General features: G+C 64.3%; 14 protein-coding genes. 10 read left to right on the top strand and 4 right to left on the bottom strand.

The annotated features are described in order from the left end of the window. The first annotated feature begins 189 nt into the window (after positions 1-189). The 8 genes from DFR34_RS17220 (at position 190) to DFR34_RS14225 (ending at position 8,717) form a co-directional block, all read left to right on the top strand. Positions 190-603 carry a DUF2306 domain-containing protein gene (locus DFR34_RS17220; protein ID WP_158281845.1) on the top strand — a complete coding sequence of 138 codons (414 nt, stop codon included), beginning with the start codon at positions 190-192 and terminating at the stop codon, positions 601-603. Continuing rightward, positions 597-1,673 carry a sensor histidine kinase gene (locus tag DFR34_RS14255; protein ID WP_158281844.1) on the top strand — a complete coding sequence of 359 codons (1,077 nt, stop codon included), beginning with the start codon at positions 597-599 and terminating at the stop codon, positions 1,671-1,673. The genes DFR34_RS17220 and DFR34_RS14255 overlap by 7 nt, the downstream gene beginning before the upstream one ends. After that, positions 1,670-2,749 carry a sensor histidine kinase gene (locus tag DFR34_RS14250; RefSeq protein WP_110391826.1) on the top strand — a complete coding sequence of 360 codons (1,080 nt, stop codon included), beginning with the start codon at positions 1,670-1,672 and terminating at the stop codon, positions 2,747-2,749. Before DFR34_RS14255 ends, DFR34_RS14250 begins: the two co-directional genes overlap by 4 nt. After that, positions 2,718-3,470, top strand: coding sequence for a LytR/AlgR family response regulator transcription factor (locus DFR34_RS14245; RefSeq protein ID WP_110391825.1), 753 nt, complete (start codon positions 2,718-2,720; stop codon positions 3,468-3,470). The genes DFR34_RS14250 and DFR34_RS14245 overlap by 32 nt, the downstream gene beginning before the upstream one ends. 65 nt (positions 3,471-3,535) lie before the next feature. Beyond that, positions 3,536-4,717 (top strand): TIR domain-containing protein, encoded by a 1,182-nt coding sequence (locus DFR34_RS14240; RefSeq protein WP_158281843.1) that lies wholly within the window; start codon positions 3,536-3,538, stop codon positions 4,715-4,717. Then, a complete protein-coding gene (locus tag DFR34_RS14235; RefSeq protein WP_110391823.1) occupies positions 4,714-6,681 on the top strand; it encodes a tetratricopeptide repeat protein in 1,968 nt (655 codons plus the stop codon). The genes DFR34_RS14240 and DFR34_RS14235 overlap by 4 nt, the downstream gene beginning before the upstream one ends. Positions 6,682-6,775: 94 nt before the next feature. After that, the gene (locus DFR34_RS14230) at positions 6,776-8,242 is read left to right on the top strand and encodes an aminotransferase-like domain-containing protein (protein WP_110391822.1); all 1,467 of its coding nucleotides are present in this window, start codon (positions 6,776-6,778) and stop codon (positions 8,240-8,242) included. Continuing rightward, on the top strand, positions 8,235-8,717 hold the full coding sequence (locus DFR34_RS14225) for a RidA family protein (protein WP_110391821.1): 483 nt from the start codon (positions 8,235-8,237) through the stop codon (positions 8,715-8,717). The genes DFR34_RS14230 and DFR34_RS14225 overlap by 8 nt, the downstream gene beginning before the upstream one ends. A 90-nt stretch (positions 8,718-8,807) precedes the next feature. On the opposite strand, the gene DFR34_RS14220 is transcribed toward DFR34_RS14225, so the two are convergent. Genes DFR34_RS14220 through DFR34_RS14210 form a run of 3 tightly spaced genes read right to left on the bottom strand, consistent with a single transcriptional unit; the run spans position 8,808 to position 11,239 of the window. Further along, positions 8,808-9,665 carry a putative selenate ABC transporter substrate-binding protein gene (locus tag DFR34_RS14220; RefSeq protein ID WP_110391820.1) on the bottom strand — a complete coding sequence of 286 codons (858 nt, stop codon included), beginning with the start codon at positions 9,663-9,665 and terminating at the stop codon, positions 8,808-8,810. Positions 9,666-9,675: 10 nt separating this feature from the next. Then, positions 9,676-10,527 carry a prolipoprotein diacylglyceryl transferase gene (gene lgt / locus DFR34_RS14215; RefSeq protein WP_110391819.1) on the bottom strand — a complete coding sequence of 284 codons (852 nt, stop codon included), beginning with the start codon at positions 10,525-10,527 and terminating at the stop codon, positions 9,676-9,678. A 49-nt stretch (positions 10,528-10,576) separates the two neighbouring features. Beyond that, positions 10,577-11,239 (bottom strand): sulfite exporter TauE/SafE family protein, encoded by a 663-nt coding sequence (locus DFR34_RS14210; RefSeq protein ID WP_110391852.1) that lies wholly within the window; start codon positions 11,237-11,239, stop codon positions 10,577-10,579. Between the two features lie 342 nt (positions 11,240-11,581). Between DFR34_RS14210 and DFR34_RS14205 the strand changes: the two genes are divergently transcribed. Continuing rightward, the gene (locus DFR34_RS14205) at positions 11,582-12,787 is read left to right on the top strand and encodes a cation:proton antiporter (protein ID WP_158281842.1); all 1,206 of its coding nucleotides are present in this window, start codon (positions 11,582-11,584) and stop codon (positions 12,785-12,787) included. 26 nt (positions 12,788-12,813) lie between these two features. Continuing rightward, entirely contained in the window at positions 12,814-13,923 is a 1,110-nt protein-coding gene (locus DFR34_RS14200) for a YbdK family carboxylate-amine ligase (RefSeq protein ID WP_110391817.1), read from the top strand. A 6-nt stretch (positions 13,924-13,929) separates the two neighbouring features. Here DFR34_RS14200 and uvrB read toward each other — a convergent pair whose 3' ends face one another. After that, positions 13,930-15,933: an excinuclease ABC subunit UvrB gene (uvrB, locus tag DFR34_RS14195; RefSeq protein WP_110391816.1), complete on the bottom strand. Its 2,004-nt coding sequence runs from the start codon at positions 15,931-15,933 to the stop codon at positions 13,930-13,932. Positions 15,934-15,981 lie beyond the last annotated feature (48 nt).

Genomic DNA, 15,981 nt, shown 5'->3' with positions numbered 1-15,981 from the left:
CAGCTCACCACGGGCGTGCGACTAAACCACTTGGCACGGGCGTGAAATACTTTATTCACGGCGTGAATCCGTGGCGCACAGATGCCGCGTTTCGCGCCGCCAAACCCCGCCCTGGTCGCATGCCGCTGGCAAGTTGGCCCGCACTGCGCGACACTGCCGCCCAGATAGATGCTGCTGGAGAAGCTTTCGGTGCCCATCACGCCGCCCCCCTTGTCCGAACTGTGGCGAGCCATGCCGCCTGCCATCGCCTGCCACGCCCTGACGGCAGGCTACAGCCTGCTGTGCGGCCTGTGGCTGCTGGCGCGGCGCCGTCGTCGGGGCGATGGCCTGCATCGCGGGCTGGGCGTCAGCTGGATGGCGGCCATGGCGGTCACGGCGGTGGGTTCGTTCTGGATTCAAAGCCAGGGCCATCTGTCGTGGATTCATCTGCTATCTCTGTTGACGCTGATCGGCCTGGGGCAAAACCTGTATGCCCTGCGTCATGGCCGGCGGCAGATGCATTACCGGGCAGTGCGCGGCATGATGATAGGCTTGGGTGTGGCGTTTGTGTTTACCCTGTCGCCAGACAGGATTCTGGGGCACTGGCTATGGGCACAATGGTAAAACCCGCGCGCGCCGTGCCGGATATCGCGCTGCTGCCGCTGCGTGAGCTGGTGCTCAGCCTGTTGCTGCTGAATACCCTGATTGCCACACTGCTGACGCTGATTTTGCCGCTGTCCACCTTTTGGGTGAACATGGTGTACAGCCATCTGATTGGCGCCTGCATCTGCACACTGACCGAAGTGGGCCGACGCCTGCTGTGGACGCGCTGCGGCTGGCCCTCGCCATGGCGCTTTGGCCTGTTATTGCTGGGCAGCACCGTGCTGGGCGCCAGCCTGGGCGCCACCTTGGCTGGGTGGGTGACGCATTTTTCGTTGCATGAAGGCCCGATAGGCGATTTGCTCAGCAATGTGCTGGCCGTGCTCGGGATTTCCATGCTGGCCAGCCTGACACTATCAGCCTGGCTGTGGCAGCGCGGCCGGCTGGCCGAAGCCCGGCTGGACGCCGAAACCGCCCTGCGCGGGCAAACCCTGGCCGAGCTGCGCGCGCTGCAAGCCCAGGTTGAGCCGCATTTTTTGTTTAATACCCTGGCGCATCTGGATGCGCTGCTGCAAAACGACACCCTGGACGAGGCGCAAGACTTGCTGGATTACTTTACCCGCTATCTGCGCGGCACCTTGTCCACCTCCCGCCAGGAGGCCAGCCCGCTGGCCGATGAGCTGGCGCGCATCGAACCCTGGCTGTGTATTTTGTCCATCCGCTTTGGCCAGCGCCTGCGCTGGCGCATTGACGCCAGCGAGCAGGCCGCGCACTGCCTGCTGCCGCCAATGCTGTTGCAACCGCTGGCGGAAAACGCCATTCGCCACGGCATCGAGCCCGCCGTGGGCGGCGGCGTGCTGCATATCGACGCCCAGGTGCACGACGGCGCGCTGTGCATCTGCGTGCGCGACGACGGCGTGGGGCTGGAAGCCGCGCACGCCCGGCCTGGCGCCGGCAGCGGCCTGGCCAATATCCGCGCCCGCTTGGCCGCGCTGTATGGCGACGCCGCCAGCCTGAGCCTCACCCCACTGGCGCCACACGGCGTGGAAGCCCGTCTGAGCCTGCCGGCCCAGCGGCCAGGACCACGCACATGAGGCCAGCTGAAGCGGGTCGCCCGCGTTTTTTTCCGCTGCGAGAGCTGCTGCTGGGCTGCATCCTCACCAATATTGTCCTGGCGCTGATCTTTACCCCGATGTCGGTCACCACCCTGTGGCAAAACCTGGTGTACAACCACACCATCAGCGGCAGCATCCTGCTGCTGGAAGAACTGGTGCGCCGACGTTTTTGGGGCCAGAGCTGGCCGCCGCGCCACTGGATGGCGCTGCTGATGCTGGTGGCCGTGCCGCTGGGCGGCGCCATCGGCCTGGCGCTGGGCAGCTGGCTGACCGACACCTCGCCCATGGACGGCCCGTTGCCGCTGAGCGCCGCCGCCAATCTGTGGATTGTGCTCACCATCACCCTGGCCGCCAGCGGCGTGCTGCTGGGTGGGCTATGGCAACGCAGCCGCCTGTTGGAAGCGCGCGCCAGCGCCCAGGCGGCGCAGCGCGGGCAAACCCTGGCCGAGCTGCACGCGCTGCAAGCCCAAGTAGAGCCGCATTTTTTGTTCAACACCCTCGCCCATCTGGATGCGCTGATCAGCCAGCCCACCCGCCACGAGGCACGCGCCCTGCTCAGCCATCTGACCGACTATCTGCACCGCACTCAACCCACCGCCCGTCCGGCCGCCAGCCAGCTGAGCGACGAACTGGCGCGCATCGAACCCTGGCTGCACATCCTGGCCATCCGCTTTGGCGCCCGCCTGCGCTGGCGCATCCACGCCAGCCAGCAAGCCGCCAGCTGCCAGCTGCCACCGATGCTGCTGCAACCCCTGGTGGAAAATGCCATTCGCCACGGCATCGAACCCGCCGTGCAAGGCGGCGAGCTGAGTATTTATGCTGATTTATACGACAGCGCACTGCATATCCGCGTCTGCGACAACGGCGTGGGCCTGAACGCCCCCAACGCCCGCCCCGGCGCTGGCAGCGGCCTGGCCAATATCCGCGCCCGGCTGGCCGCACTGTATGGCCACGCCGCCAGCCTCACCCTCACCCCGCTTGCGCCGCATGGCGTAGAAGCCCGCCTGATTCTGCCCGCCCACTATGCCGACCACACCCCGCTATCTGATCGTTGACGACGAACCCCGCCTGGCCGAACGCCTGGCGCAACGCCTGGCCGTGGCCTGGCCGCAGGCCGAGTGCCTGGGGCTGTGGCACGATGGTCTTTCCGCGCGCGAAGCCATCGCCAGCCAGCGCCCGGACGTGGCTTTTCTGGACATCCGCATGCCCGGCATGGACGGCCTGCTGCTGGCCCAACACCAACTGGGCCAGGCCGACGCCCCGCTGATTGTGTTTGTCACCGCCTATCAAGAACACGCGCTGGAAGCCTTTGGCGTGGCGGCGGTGGACTATCTGTGCAAACCGGTAGACCCCCTGCGCCTGGCCGCCACCGTGCAGCGCCTGCAAGGCCTGCTGGCCGCGCGCACCGCCAGCGCCCCCGGCATCAGTGCCAACTCCGACGGTGGCGCCGGGCCGCTGCGCTATCTGCGCGCCGGCCAGGGCGACACCGTGCATCTGGTGCCAATCGAGCAGGTGATGTACCTGGAAGCCGCAGACAAATACGTGCGCGCCGTCACCGAAAACACCGAACACTGGCTGCGCAGCTCGCTGAAAACCCTGGCCAGCCAGCTGGACAGCGACGACTTCTGGCCGATTCACCGCAGCCTGCTGGTGAATGTGCGCTACGTAGACGCCGCCCACCGCGACGAGCGCGGCAAATGGCAACTCAGCCTGCGCGGCCGCAGCGAGCGCCTGCCGGTGGCGGCGCAGTATGTGCACCTGTTCCGCCAGGGCTGAGGCCCCACAACCACGGCCAGCTGTGCCACAATACCCGTCTTGCATGCCCAGCCCCCGCGCCGCCCATGAGCCAGGTTTTTATTTCGTATCGACACAGCAACACCCACAGCCCCCGCGTGGCCGAATTGGTAAAAACCCTGCGCGCCGCCGGGGTCAATGTGGTGATTGACTCTGACCAACTGCCCGCCGGGCCGAATGGCGGCTGGCCGAAGTGGTCGCAACAGCAGGTTGAGAAAGCCGACAAGGTGCTGATTGCCTGCACGCCAGGCTGGCATGAATGTTACGAGGCTGACGGCCCGCTGGGGATCGGCCACGGCTGTGCCGCCGAGGCGCATATTGTGCGGCAGATGCTGTACAACCAAGGGTTTAACAATCCCCAGTTCCGCGTGGTGCTGCTGGCGCCGGAAGATATCAACAGCATACCGCTTGGCTTGCAAGCCTATCATCGCTTCCATTGGCACAAACCCGAGGACCAGGCCCATGTGCTGACCTGGCTGACGGCCACCGCCTCCAGCCCCGCCACCGCCCAACCCCCCGCCATCTCCTGGCCGACACTGCACACCCCATTTGATCGCCGCATGGCCAACTGTCACGACGAATTCCACGCCTTCGAGGCCATGCTGCAAAGCCAATCGGCCAAACGTGCACTGCTGATTCATGGCCCGAGTGGGCGCGGTAAAACCCACTTGACCAATGAATTTCAGCGTATGGCCATTGAACTTGGACTTGATCACTCACGGATTGAGTGCAGACATGGCGTGACCTTGGAGGCGGTGCTGCACCGCCAAATCGAGATTCCGGGATTTACCACTGGCGCCAGCAATTCTTTCAGCATGCAATGCAAGCACTTGATTGACGCCTGTAAAAACCTCAATCGCCCTCATCTTTTGCTGATAGATACATTTGAGCAAGCGTCACAAGAAGTCAAAGACTGGCTGGAGCGTGATGTGCTGGCGCGCCTACATGCTTGCCCCGCCTTACGCGTGGTGGTGTGCGGCCAATCCGTTCCGAATCAACAGCATGCCGTGTGGCGGGGCTACGCGCAATCATTTGATCTAAAGCCAATTTTTGACACCCAGGCATGGCAGGAGTTTTGCGTTAAACATAGCCGACGCACATCATTGCCTGAAGATTTCATCCAATTTATTCAGGCACTGACTTTTACCTTTCAGGGTGACCCTAAGCAGATTTCGCCTATTCTGAGCTTGTATACCGAGCGCCTTGGCGCAACGGAGAGCGCCAGATGAGCTTCGACTTCGACCACATCCTCGCCCAGCTCCAGGCCGCACAAGGCAACCCGCAAGCGCTCACCCTGGCCACGCTGAACATCGTGCTGGAGGCGCGCGGCCCGCAGCTGCGCCCGCTGATCGAAGCCGCTGCCATCCCGCACTGGTTCGACCCCGCCATCCTCACCGCCCTGCTGCCCGAACACGCCATCAGCAAAGAGATATTTACCGCACTGACCGACCTGCCGATGGTTGAGCCTTTTCAGGGCAAGGGCTGGAATGTGCACGAATCCACCCGGCTGGCGCTGCGCCACTGGCTGGCCGCAGAACACCCCGAGCGCCTGCGCCAACTCTCCGCCCACGCCGCCGACCACTTTCACCCCCAGCCGGACGCCGAGGTAGAAACGCTCTACCACCGCCTGCTGGCCGACCCCGAGCACGCCGCCGGGCAAGTCAGCGACGCCTGCTACACCTTCCGGCAACACGGCCGCCAGACGGAACTCGACCGCCTGGGGCTGGTGCTGGCGGAACTGCTCACCCTGCCCCAACTGCCCGCCGCCGCCGAAGCACGCGCCTGCCTGCATGTGGTGGAAATTCGACAAGCGTATCTCACCGCCGAAGAATGCCAACGCCTGGCACAACGGGCACTGAGCCTGTTTCAGGCGCAAGCCGTGGCCGATGGCGAAATGGACACTTGGTGTACCGTTGCCGATTACCAGCAAGCCAGACGCATTCTGCATGAACAGCTATTGGCCACACTGCTGGATTCACCACACTGGCGACGTGACTTGGCCACCGCCCATAGCAAGCTGGACCATGGGCACACGATACTGTTCGTCGCCGCAGAGGCATTCAGTGAAGATCTAGCTATCAGGACCCGGCTGGTGGCGCTAGACCAAGCCAACACCAGCTGGCAGCATAACTTGGCCGGTGCCCATAGCAGGCTAGGCGATGTGTACATGAAGTTAGGCCAGCTGGATGCTGCTGCCCAGGCATTCAGCAAAGGCTTAGCTATCAACACCCAACTGGTGGCGCTCGACCCCGTAAACACCGGCTGGCAGCGTGACTTGGCCATTGCCCATAGCCGACTGGGTAGCGTGCGCATGGCGCAAGGCCAGTTGGACGTTGCCGCCCAGGCATTCAGCGAAGGCATGGCTATCTTCACCCGGCTGGTGGTGTTCGATCCCGCCAACACCGGCTGGCAGCGTGATTTGGCCATCGCCCATAGCCAACTGAGCGATGCACGCATGAAGCGAAGCCAGTTGGATGCCGCGGCCCAGGCATTCGAAGATTTAGCTATCACCACTAGATGGTTGCGTGATTTAGCCATCGCCAATGACAAGCTGGGTGATGTGCGCATGGCACGAGGCCAACTGGATGCCGTCGTCCAGGCATTCACTGAACGTATAGCTATAGGTGCCCAGTTGGTAGCGCTCGACCCAGCCAACACCAGTTGTCTGTGTGATTTGGCTGTTACCCATAGCAAGCTGGGCAATGTGTACATGACGCAAGGCCAGCTGGATGCTGCTGCCCAGGCATTCAGCGAAGGTTTAGCTATCAGCACCCAACTGGTAAAGCTCGACTCAACCAACACCAATAGGCGTAACTTAGCCGTTGCCCATAGCCGATTAGGCGATGTGCGCATGGCGCAAGGCCAACTGGATGACGCTGCCCAGGCATTCAAGCAAGACTTGGTCATTAGTATCTGGCTAGTTGAACGAGACCCGGCCAACTCCAGTTGGCAATCCGATCTAGCGATTACCTTAGCCAAACTCAACCAGTGCAGTGCCCACATGTGCAAATCCAAAGCTGGCGTGCTGCTGTTGTACACAGCCGAATGCATGCTCAGCCAGTTGGTCACGAAATCGCCAGACCACGCCGAATGGCGCACCAACTTGCTGGCCATGCGTCAAGTGCTGCGTCAACTCAGCCCATCCCCCGCCAAACCCAAACCCAAATCCAAACTTAAATCCAAACACCGCTAACCCACCGCCGCCACCATAACACCCGCTGTTCCGCCGCCAAAATCCCCCATCTGTATCTGTCCCTGGCGGCGGTGGGGCGGGCATGATGTCGGCTATGCATACTCCGACTTTGTACCGCCAATGGGCGGATCATTACGCTCAGGCGATTCATTCCGGCGCCTTGCCGCCGGGTGAGCGCATGCCGTCCTTGCGCGATTTGATGGCGCGTCATGCGGTGAGTTTGTCCACGGCGGTGCAGTTGTGCCGCACGCTGGAGCGCGAAGGGCTGCTGGAGGCGCGGCCGCGCGCCGGGTATTTTGTGCGGCCGCGCCGGCCGCTGGCCAGTTTGCAAGAGCCGCAGCCCAGCGCGCCGGATGTGGCGCAGTATGTGGGCATTCATCAGCGGGTGTCTGAGGTGCTGGCGCTCAGCCAGCGTTATCCGGCCAAGGTGAATTTGTCCGGCTCGTGCGGCGCGCCAAGTTTGTATCCCGGCGCGGCCTTGCGCCTGGCCACCCAGCGCGCCTTGCGCGCGCAGCCGGATATTTTCAGCCAGCCGCTGGCGATGGCGGGCTGTGCGCCGTTTTTGCAGGCGCTGGCGCAGCATGCGCTGGATGCGCAAATGACCTTGTCGCCGGATGAGTTGGTGGTGACCCACGGCTGCACCGAGGCGCTGACCCTGGCCTTGCGCGCGGTGGCGCAGCCGGGCGAGGTGATTGCGGTGGAGTCGCCCACTTATTATGGGCTGTTGCAGATTCTGGAAAGCCTGGGCTTGCAGGCGCTGGAAATCCCGGCCAGCCCGCACACCGGGCTGTCGCTGGAGGCGCTGGAGATGGCGGCGCGGCAGTGCCCTGGGCTGAAGGCGGTGGCGGTGACGCCCAATTTGCACAATCCGCTGGGCTGCGTGATGCCGGACGCGCACAAGCGCCAGCTGCTGCGCTGGTGCCAGCGCCACGATATCGCCCTGATTGAAGACAACACCTACACCCCGCTGTACGACGCCGGCCCGCCGCTGGCGGCGATCAAGGCCTGGGACGACAGCGGGCAGGTGATTGTTTGCTCGTCGCTGCACAAAATTCTCGCCCCCGGCCTGCGGCTGGGCTGGATTGCCGGCGGCAAGTGGCACGAGCGCATCGCCATGCTGAAATACAGCCAGTCGCGGCCCAATGAGCTGTTGCCGCAGCTGGCGATGACCGACTATTTAAGCAGTGGCGCGCTGCCGCGCCACCTGAGCACGCTCAAGCGCACATTGCGCCACCAGCGCGAGCAGATGGCCGATGCGGTGGACCGGCTGTTTCCGGCTGGCTGCCGCTTTAGCCTGCCGCCGGGCGGCATGAGCATCTGGGTGGAGCTGCCGGGGGAGTTATCTTCGCTGGCGGTGTTCCACGCCGCCTTGCAGCAGGGCATCCGCATTTCGCCGGGGGTGATGTTCTCCAACGCCGGCCGGGTGGACCATTGCCTGCGGCTGAACGCCGGCCTGCCCTACACCCGCGAGGTGGACCGCGCCATGCACACCCTGGCGCAGGTGATTGAGCACACGCTGAACCAGGCGCCCGCCGGGCGCGGAAAGGCCACCCATGCTTGATTCACGCGATGCGCGCTTGACCGCGCTGGCCGCCCCGCTGGGGCTGGATGTGGACGCGCCGCTGGTGATCGGCGGCCAGTATTGCGCGGTGCTGCAATATGGCGAACAGCTATACGTCAGCGGCCAGGTGCCGCGCGTGGGCAATCAGGTGCAGGTGACCGGCGCCGCCGGCGACGCCGCCAGCCTGGACGACGCCCGCCGCGCGGCGGAAATCTGCGCGCTGCGCGCCTTGATTTTGTTGCGCCAGCAACTGGGCACGCTGGATGCGCTGGCGCAGGTGTTGAAACTGAATGTCTACGTGCAGTCGGCGCCAGGCTTCACCCAGCAAAGTGAAGTAGCCGACGCCGCCTCGGCGCTGCTGGCCCAGGTGCTGGGCGCAGCCGGCCACGCGGCGCGCACCTCGGTGGGCGTGGCGCAGCTGCCAAAAAACGCCACGGTGGAGCTGGATTTACAGGCGGCGAGTCGGGTGGGATAGACGCGGCACGCCGCGTCTTCTGCTGCTGTTGCCGCTGCGATTGTCGGCAGTCGCGCGCCGCGCGCTGGGTAATGACGCTGCCCCACGTGCTCAGTTGCCAGGTTTTTTGTCCAGCATGCCGGCGCTGCGGGCGGCTTGCTCCAGCGCGGCAAATTGCTCGGGCTGGGCGGCAATCAGTTTGGGCGCGCCCAGTGCGGTGAGCACTTCGCGGTGGGCGGGCTGGCGCGGGTCCAGCTTGAGCAGGGCTTGGGTGAGTTTTTGCCGCAGGGCATGGCTCATGCGCGGGCGCACGCTCCAGTTGAATTCAGAATACGCCGGCGTGGTGGCCAGCACGCGCACTTCGCTGAGGTCCAGCTTGTCGCTGTCCACCAGCCGCTGCCAGCCGGCGCTGCCCAGCACACCGGCCTCCACCTTGCCGGTGGCCACCCACAGCGCGGTGACTTCATGCGAGCCAGAATAGCGCAGCCGCCGAAAATCGGTTTCCGGGCGCAGGCCGTCGCGCTGCAAAAACCAGCGCGGCATCAAGTGGCCGGCCGCGCTGGTTTGCGCGCCAAAGGCAAAGCTTTTGCCGCGCAGGTCTTTCAGCTGATGGGCGTGGCTGTCTTCGTGAACAATAAACACGCTGGTGTGGTTGGGGTCTTCTTCACGCTGGGCAATCGGCCGCACCTCGCCCAACTGGCGCGCCTGCACATAGCTAAAGCCGCCCAGCCAGGCCAGATCAAGCTTGCCGCGCCCCAGCGCCTCGGCCACGCTGCTGTAATCGGGCAGGGTGACAAACTGGACTTTTTGCTTGAGCTCGGCGCTGAGGTAGCGCACCAGCGGCGCATAGCGGCGTTGTTGTTCGCTGGCGCCTTCGTCGGGCAGGGCCGAGAGTTTCAGCAGCGGTGCGGCTTGCGCCACGCTAGCGGCGCAGCACAGCACCAGCAGCCAGAATTTGCCTGTTTGCATGCTTTGCTCCTCAGCCCTGGCGCGCCGCGCGCTGCCACAGCCAGGCGCCAGCCAGCATCATCGGCAGCGACAGCCATTGACCCATCGACAGATTCAGCGCCAGCAGCCCCAGAAAATTATCCGGCTCGCGGGCGAACTCGGCGACAAAGCGCGCCACGCCATAGCCCAGCAAGAACAGCGCCGACACCTGGCCCAGCGGGCGAGGGCGCGCGGAAAACCCCCACAGCAGCACAAACAGCGCGACGCCTTCCAGGGCAAACTGATACAGCTGCGAAGGGTGGCGCGGCAGGCCGCCATAGCTGGCCAGCCAGGTCAGCCATTCCGGCGTGGGGGCCATCAGCGCCTGGCGGGTGTCTTCGGCGCTGGCCTGCGGAAACACCATGGCCCACGGCGCATCCGGCCGGGTGACACGACCCCACAGCTCGCCATTGATGAAGTTGCCAATCCGCCCGGCCGCCAGGCCCAGCGGCACCAGCGGGGCGATAAAGTCGGTCACTTGCAAAAAATGCAGGCCGTGGCGACGGGCAAACAGCGCCATGGCCACCACTACGCCAAGAAACCCCCCGTGAAACGCCATGCCGCCTTCCCACACGCGCAGAATGGCCAGCGGGTCGGCCAGGTAATCCCCCAGCTTGTAAAACAGCACATAGCCCAGCCGTCCGCCCAGAATCACGCCCAGCACGCCGTAAAACAGCAAATCGTCGAGCATCTTGGCGGTGAACACCCCGCGGCTTTGCGCCAGGCGGCGCTGGCCCAGCAGCATGAACAGCACAAAACCCAGCAAATACATCAGCCCATACCAGCGCACGGCCAGCGGGCCCAGCGAGACGGCAATCGGGTCGAACTGCGGATGAATCAGCACACCGGCTCCTCAAGTCACAGGCAAAGGCGAGATTATACCCGGCCCGGGCTCACAGCACCTGCGCCAGCCGCCACAGGCCCAGCGCGCAAATCAGCCCGCCGGAGGTCCAGCGCACCAGCGGCTGGCGCGACAGGCTGCGCAGCGCCTCGGCAAAGGCGCCCATCGCCAGCAGATTGGGCAGGGTGCCCAAGCCAAAGGCCAGCATGGTCAAAGCGCCTTGCTGGGCGCTGCCGCTGGCCAGCGCGCTCAGGCTGGCGGTGTACACCATGCCGCACGGCAACCAGCCCCACAGCGCGCCCACCAGCAAGCCCTGCCATGGCGAGCGCACCGGCAACAGCTTTTGCATGGCCGGCTGCACAATGCGCCACAGGGGTTTGCCCAGGCGTTCGATCTGGGTGATGAAGGCCGATATGCCCATCAGGTAAAGTCCCATGGCAATCAGCAAAAGATTGGCCAGCGCATACAGCAGGTGTTGCAGCGCAGCGATATTCAGCGAAGCAATGCCCAGCCCGCCAATGCCGCCCACCAACGCCCCCACCAGCGAATAGCTGGACAAGCGCCCGGTGTTATACGCCAGCATCAGCAGCCAGTGCGAGCGGGCCTGACGTTGTTGCAGCGACAGCGCGGCGACAATGCCGCCACACATGCCCAGGCAATGGCCGCCAGCCAGAAAGCCGAGCATGAACAGCGCGGCCAGATTGAAGTCTTGCATGCAGATTCCAAGCGTGAAAAATCCCGACAGCCGGCGTGGCCGCTGTCCGTGGCGATGGTGCAGCGCGGGAAATGCGCAAAGGGTAACAGAGCCGGTGGCGCGACAACAGCGCGCCGGCATTATTGTACGGATGCGCGGCAGAACGCGCCTGAGAAAAACCCGCGCATTCCTGCCCGGCGGGAACTCAGCGGCCGTCCTGCGGCTCTAGTGAACAGCGGCATGCAGTGCCCCGCCGCGCGTTTTGCCCGCTTGCCCCATGCCGGCCATATACCCTTCGGCGCCCTCGCGCCCACCCCGCCGCATCACCCCAGGCTGACGCCGAGAAATAACAGGAGACCGCCCATGCCCGCTACGCTCACCCCCGCCGCCTGGCACACCCTGAGCCTGCCGCTCAACCCTCTGCTGGGATTGGGCGGCGTGCTGCTGGGCGGCTTGCTGGGCGGGCACTGGCTGATGCGCATCTTGCGCGTGCCGCCGGCCACCGCCTATGTGCTGATGGGCTTGCTGCTGGGCCCGGCCGCGCTGAATCTGCTGGACCGCGACATGCTGGCCGATGTGCAGCTGTTTATTGATCTGGCGGCCGGCATGATCGTGTTCCAGTTGGGCAGACGCATTGATGTGCGCTGGCTGCTGCGGGAAAAACGCCTGCTGGCCAGCAGCCTGCTGGAAGCGCTGTGCACGGGCGCGGCGGTGGCCGGCATGTTGTTGTGGCTGGGGGTCAACCCGCTGGCGGCGGCCCTGGCAGCGTCGATTGCGCTGGCTACTTCTCCTGCGGTGCTATTGATGGCCGTGCGTGATCTGCGGGCCGAAGGCCAGGTGACGGAGCGCGCCTTGCACCTGACCGCGCTGAACAATGTCCTGGCCTCGCTGGCCTTTGCCGTCTGCCTGACCGTGCTGGAGCGCGTGCCCGGCGATGGCGCGCTACCCTGGCTGGAACCGCTGGCCCAGGTGCTGGGCGCCGGGGCGCTGGGCGTGGCCGCCGGGGCGCTGATGGCCTGGCTGGGTCAGCGTCTGTCCGCAGGCGACAGCCGACAATGGCCGCTGCTGTTTGCCGTGGTGGTGCTTACCCTGGGGCTGGCCCAGCTATGGACGCTGGCGCCGTGGGTGGCGCTGCTGGCCTGCGGCGTGGCGGCGCGGGCGCTGGATCGGCGCGAAAGCCTGGCCGAGCCCGACGTGCAGCCGCTGGGCACGGTGTTTTATCTGCTGTTGTTTGTCTCGCTGGGGGTCAGTCTGCCACCGCAGGCGCTGGGCCAGGCCTGGTTGCCGGCGCTGGCGCTGATTGGCGCACGATGTGCCGGCCGTCTGCTGTGTCTGACGGCGCTGGCGCGGCTGAATGCGCTGAGCTGGCGCAAGGGCGCCGCGCTGGGGCTGGCCATGCAGCCGATGTCCGGGCTGGCGCTATTGCTGGCCGATCAGGCGCGGTTGGTCTACCCGGCGCTGGGCGGCCCCTTGTTGACCACATTATTGTCTGCCTGGCTGCTGCTGGCCGTGCTGGCGCCGCTGGGCGTGCAACTGGCCCTGCGCCTGAGCGGCGACGCCCGTCCCTGAAGCCATCCGACCAAGGAGCCTTGCCCATGCTGGAATTCACCCCGTCCACCCCGCTGACGCTGGGCGTGGAGCTGGAGCTGCAAATCGTCAACCGCCGCGATTACAACCTGACCCGTGGCGCGTCTGACCTGATGGAGCTGGTGCACCGAGAGCCCGCGCCCGCTGGCGAAATCAAGCCAGAAATCACCGAAGGCATGATCGAAATCAGTACGGGCATTCACCATGATGTGGACGCCATGCTGGCCGAGCTGGCCAGCATTCGCGCTGTGCTGCTGCGCCATGCCGACCGGCTGAATCTGGGCTTGTGCGGCGGTGGCGCCCATCCTTTCCAGCAATGGCCCGATCAGCGCATCTATCCGCAGCCGCGCTACCGGCTGGTGTCCGAGCTGTATGGTTATCTGGCCCAGCAGTTCACCGTGTTTGGCCAGCATATTCATGTCGGCTGCCCGGATGGTGACCACGCCGTGCAATGGGTGCAGCGGCTGGCGCCGTATATGCCGCACTTTATTGCCCTGTCGGCGTCATCGCCGTTTTATCAGGGGGTGGACAGTGCGTTTCAGTCCTCGCGGCTGAATTGCGTCAATGCGTTTCCGCTGTCCGGCTTTATGCCGGCGGTGGCTGATTGGGCAGAATTCAACGCTTATTTTGACAAAATGCGCGGCTTTGGCGTGGTCGAATCCATGAAGGATTTTTACTGGGACATCCGCCCCAAGCCAGAATTCGGCACGCTGGAAATCCGCGTGTGCGATACGCCGCTGACGCTGGCGCGCGCGGTGCAACTGGCCGCCTATGCCCGCGCGCTGGCCGCCTGGTTTCAGGCCGAACCACGCGCGCCCGAGCCAGACCAGATGTGCATGTATGCGTTCAACCGCTTTCAGGCCTGCCGTTTTGGTCTGGCCGGCAATCTGATTCTGGCCGACGGCGCGTCTTGCTCGATTGCCGAGCATGTGCTGGCCACGCTGGACACTGTGCTGCCCTACGCCGACCACCCCGGCATGCGCGCGGCGCTGGTGGCCTTGGGCGAGGTGGCGCGCAAGCAGGACGGCGATGCCCATTGGCTGCGTCAGCAGCACCAGGCCCGAGGCTCGCTGAGTCAGGTGGTGCGGTTGGCCTGCGAGCAATGGGCTGCGCAGTAGGCGGGTTTACACGTCTTCCTCGCCAAACAGCCGCTGCTTGAGCTCGCGCAGGCTGTCGCGCAGGCGGGCGGCGTCTTCAAAGCGCAGGTCGCGAGCGGCGTCCATCATGGCTTTTTCGGTTTCCTTGATGCGCTTGGCCAGTTGTTTTTCGTCCAGCGCCTCGGCCTTGCCCTGGCGCGCCTGGCTTTCTGCGCTGTACACGCCGTCGATGATGTCCTTGATGCGCTTTTGCACGCCGCGCGGCACGATGCCGTGTTCGGCGTTAAAGCCCAATTGTTTTTCCCGGCGGCGCTCGGTTTCGCCGATGGCCCGCTCCATCGAGCCGGTGATGCGGTCGGCGTAGAGGATGGCCTTGCCGTGCAGATTGCGCGCGGCGCGGCCGATGGTCTGGATCAGGCTGCGCTCGCTGCGCAAAAAGCCTTCTTTGTCGGCGTCCAGAATCGCCACCAGGCTGACTTCCGGGATGTCCAGCCCTTCGCGCAGCAGGTTGATGCCCACCAGCACGTCAAACACACCCAGGCGCAGGTCGCGCAGGATTTCCACCCGCTCGACGGTGTCGATGTCCGAGTGCAGATAGCGCACCTTGATGCCATGTTCGTTGTAATAGTCGGTCAGCTGCTCGGCCATGCGCTTGGTCAGCGTGGTGACCAGCACCCGTTCGTTCTTGGCCACCCGCGCGGTGATTTCCGACAGCAAATCGTCCACCTGGCTGGCCACCGGGCGGATTTCCACTTCCGGATCCACCAGGCCGGTGGGGCGCACCAGTTGCTCGACCACCTGGCCGGCATGGCGGGCTTCGTAGTCGGCCGGGGTGGCGGAGACAAAAATGCTTTGCGGCATTTTGTGTTCGAATTCTTCAAATTTCAGCGGCCGGTTGTCCAGCGCCGACGGCAGGCGAAAGCCGTATTCCACCAGATTTTCTTTGCGCGCGCGGTCGCCTTTGTACATGCCGCCGATCTGGCTGATGGTGACGTGCGATTCGTCGATGATCATCAGCGTGTTTTTGGGCAGGTAATCAATCAGCGTCGGCGGCGCTTCACCAGCGGCGTGCCCGGAAAAATGCCGCGAGTAGTTTTCGATACCCTTGCAAAAGCCCATCTCATAGAGCATTTCCAGGTCAAAACGGGTGCGCTGCTCCAGCCGCTGTGCCTCGACTAATTTGCCTTCTTGTTCAAACCACTGGCGGCGGGCGTTCAGCTCGGCCTTGATCGCCTCGCAGGCGCGCAGCACGGTTTCGCGCGGGGTGACGTAATGGCTGGACGGAAACACCGTGTAGCGGCCCACGCGCTGGCGGGTTTGCCCGGTGAGCGGGTCGAACAGTTGCAGGGTTTCCACTTCGTCGTCAAACAAACTCACCCGCAGCGCCAGCTCGGCCGATTCGGCCGGAAAGATGTCGATCACATCGCCGCGCACGCGGAACACCCCGCGCTTGAATTCCATGTCATTGCGGTCATATTGCATCAGTGTCAGCCGGCTGATGATGTCGCGCTGTGATTTGGCTTCGCCTTCTTTCAGGTGCAGGATCATCTGATGGTAGGCGCTGGGGTCGCCAATGCCGTAAATGGCCGACACGGTGGCGACAATCACGCAATCCGGCCGCTCCAGAATCGCCTTGGTGGCCGACAGCCGCATCTGCTCGATGTGTTCATTGATCGACGAGTCTTTTTCAATAAACAAATCCCGGCTGGGCACATAAGCCTCTGGCTGGTAGTAGTCGTAGTACGAGACAAAATACTCGACGGCGTTTTCCGGAAAAAACTCGCGCATTTCGGCGTACAGCTGCGCGGCCAGGGTTTTGTTGGGCGCCATGATGATGGCCGGCCGCCCGGTGCGGGCGATCACATTGGCCATGGTATAGGTTTTGCCTGAACCAGTGACCCCCAATAGGGTTTGGTAGGCCAGGCCGTCTTCCAGCCCCTCCACCAGTTTGGCGATGGCCGCCGGCTGGTCGCCAGCGGGCAAAAACGGCTGGTGCAATTGATACGGACTGCCCGGAAACGTCACAAACATGGCGCACACTCGTCAAAGCAATGGCAAAACCGGGATTTTAGATTGTTT

Source organism: Rivihabitans pingtungensis, from assembly GCF_003201855.1.
GTDB lineage: Bacteria > Pseudomonadota > Gammaproteobacteria > Burkholderiales > Aquaspirillaceae > Rivihabitans > Rivihabitans pingtungensis.
The sequence above is the reverse complement of the archived record's forward strand: the minus strand, read 5'-3'. Positions and strand labels throughout refer to the sequence as shown.

What these genes read in the sequence shown, in the direction of transcription:
- DFR34_RS14255 (WP_158281844.1), top strand. Translation starts at nt 597, where the DNA reads ATGGTAAAACCCGCGCGCGCCGTGCCGGATATCGCGCTGCTGCCGCTG.
- DFR34_RS14250 (WP_110391826.1), top strand. Translation starts at nt 1,670, where the DNA reads ATGAGGCCAGCTGAAGCGGGTCGCCCGCGTTTTTTTCCGCTGCGAGAG.
- DFR34_RS14245 (WP_110391825.1), top strand. Translation starts at nt 2,718, where the DNA reads ATGCCGACCACACCCCGCTATCTGATCGTTGACGACGAACCCCGCCTG.
- DFR34_RS14240 (WP_158281843.1), top strand. Translation starts at nt 3,536, where the DNA reads ATGAGCCAGGTTTTTATTTCGTATCGACACAGCAACACCCACAGCCCC.
- DFR34_RS14235 (WP_110391823.1), top strand. Translation starts at nt 4,714, where the DNA reads ATGAGCTTCGACTTCGACCACATCCTCGCCCAGCTCCAGGCCGCACAA.
- DFR34_RS14230 (WP_110391822.1), top strand. Translation starts at nt 6,776, where the DNA reads ATGCATACTCCGACTTTGTACCGCCAATGGGCGGATCATTACGCTCAG.
- DFR34_RS14225 (WP_110391821.1), top strand. Translation starts at nt 8,235, where the DNA reads ATGCTTGATTCACGCGATGCGCGCTTGACCGCGCTGGCCGCCCCGCTG.
- DFR34_RS14220 (WP_110391820.1), bottom strand. Translation starts at nt 9,665, where the DNA reads ATGCAAACAGGCAAATTCTGGCTGCTGGTGCTGTGCTGCGCCGCTAGC.
- DFR34_RS14210 (WP_110391852.1), bottom strand. Translation starts at nt 11,239, where the DNA reads ATGCAAGACTTCAATCTGGCCGCGCTGTTCATGCTCGGCTTTCTGGCT.
- DFR34_RS14205 (WP_158281842.1), top strand. Translation starts at nt 11,582, where the DNA reads ATGCCCGCTACGCTCACCCCCGCCGCCTGGCACACCCTGAGCCTGCCG.
- DFR34_RS14200 (WP_110391817.1), top strand. Translation starts at nt 12,814, where the DNA reads ATGCTGGAATTCACCCCGTCCACCCCGCTGACGCTGGGCGTGGAGCTG.
- uvrB (WP_110391816.1), bottom strand. Translation starts at nt 15,933, where the DNA reads ATGTTTGTGACGTTTCCGGGCAGTCCGTATCAATTGCACCAGCCGTTT.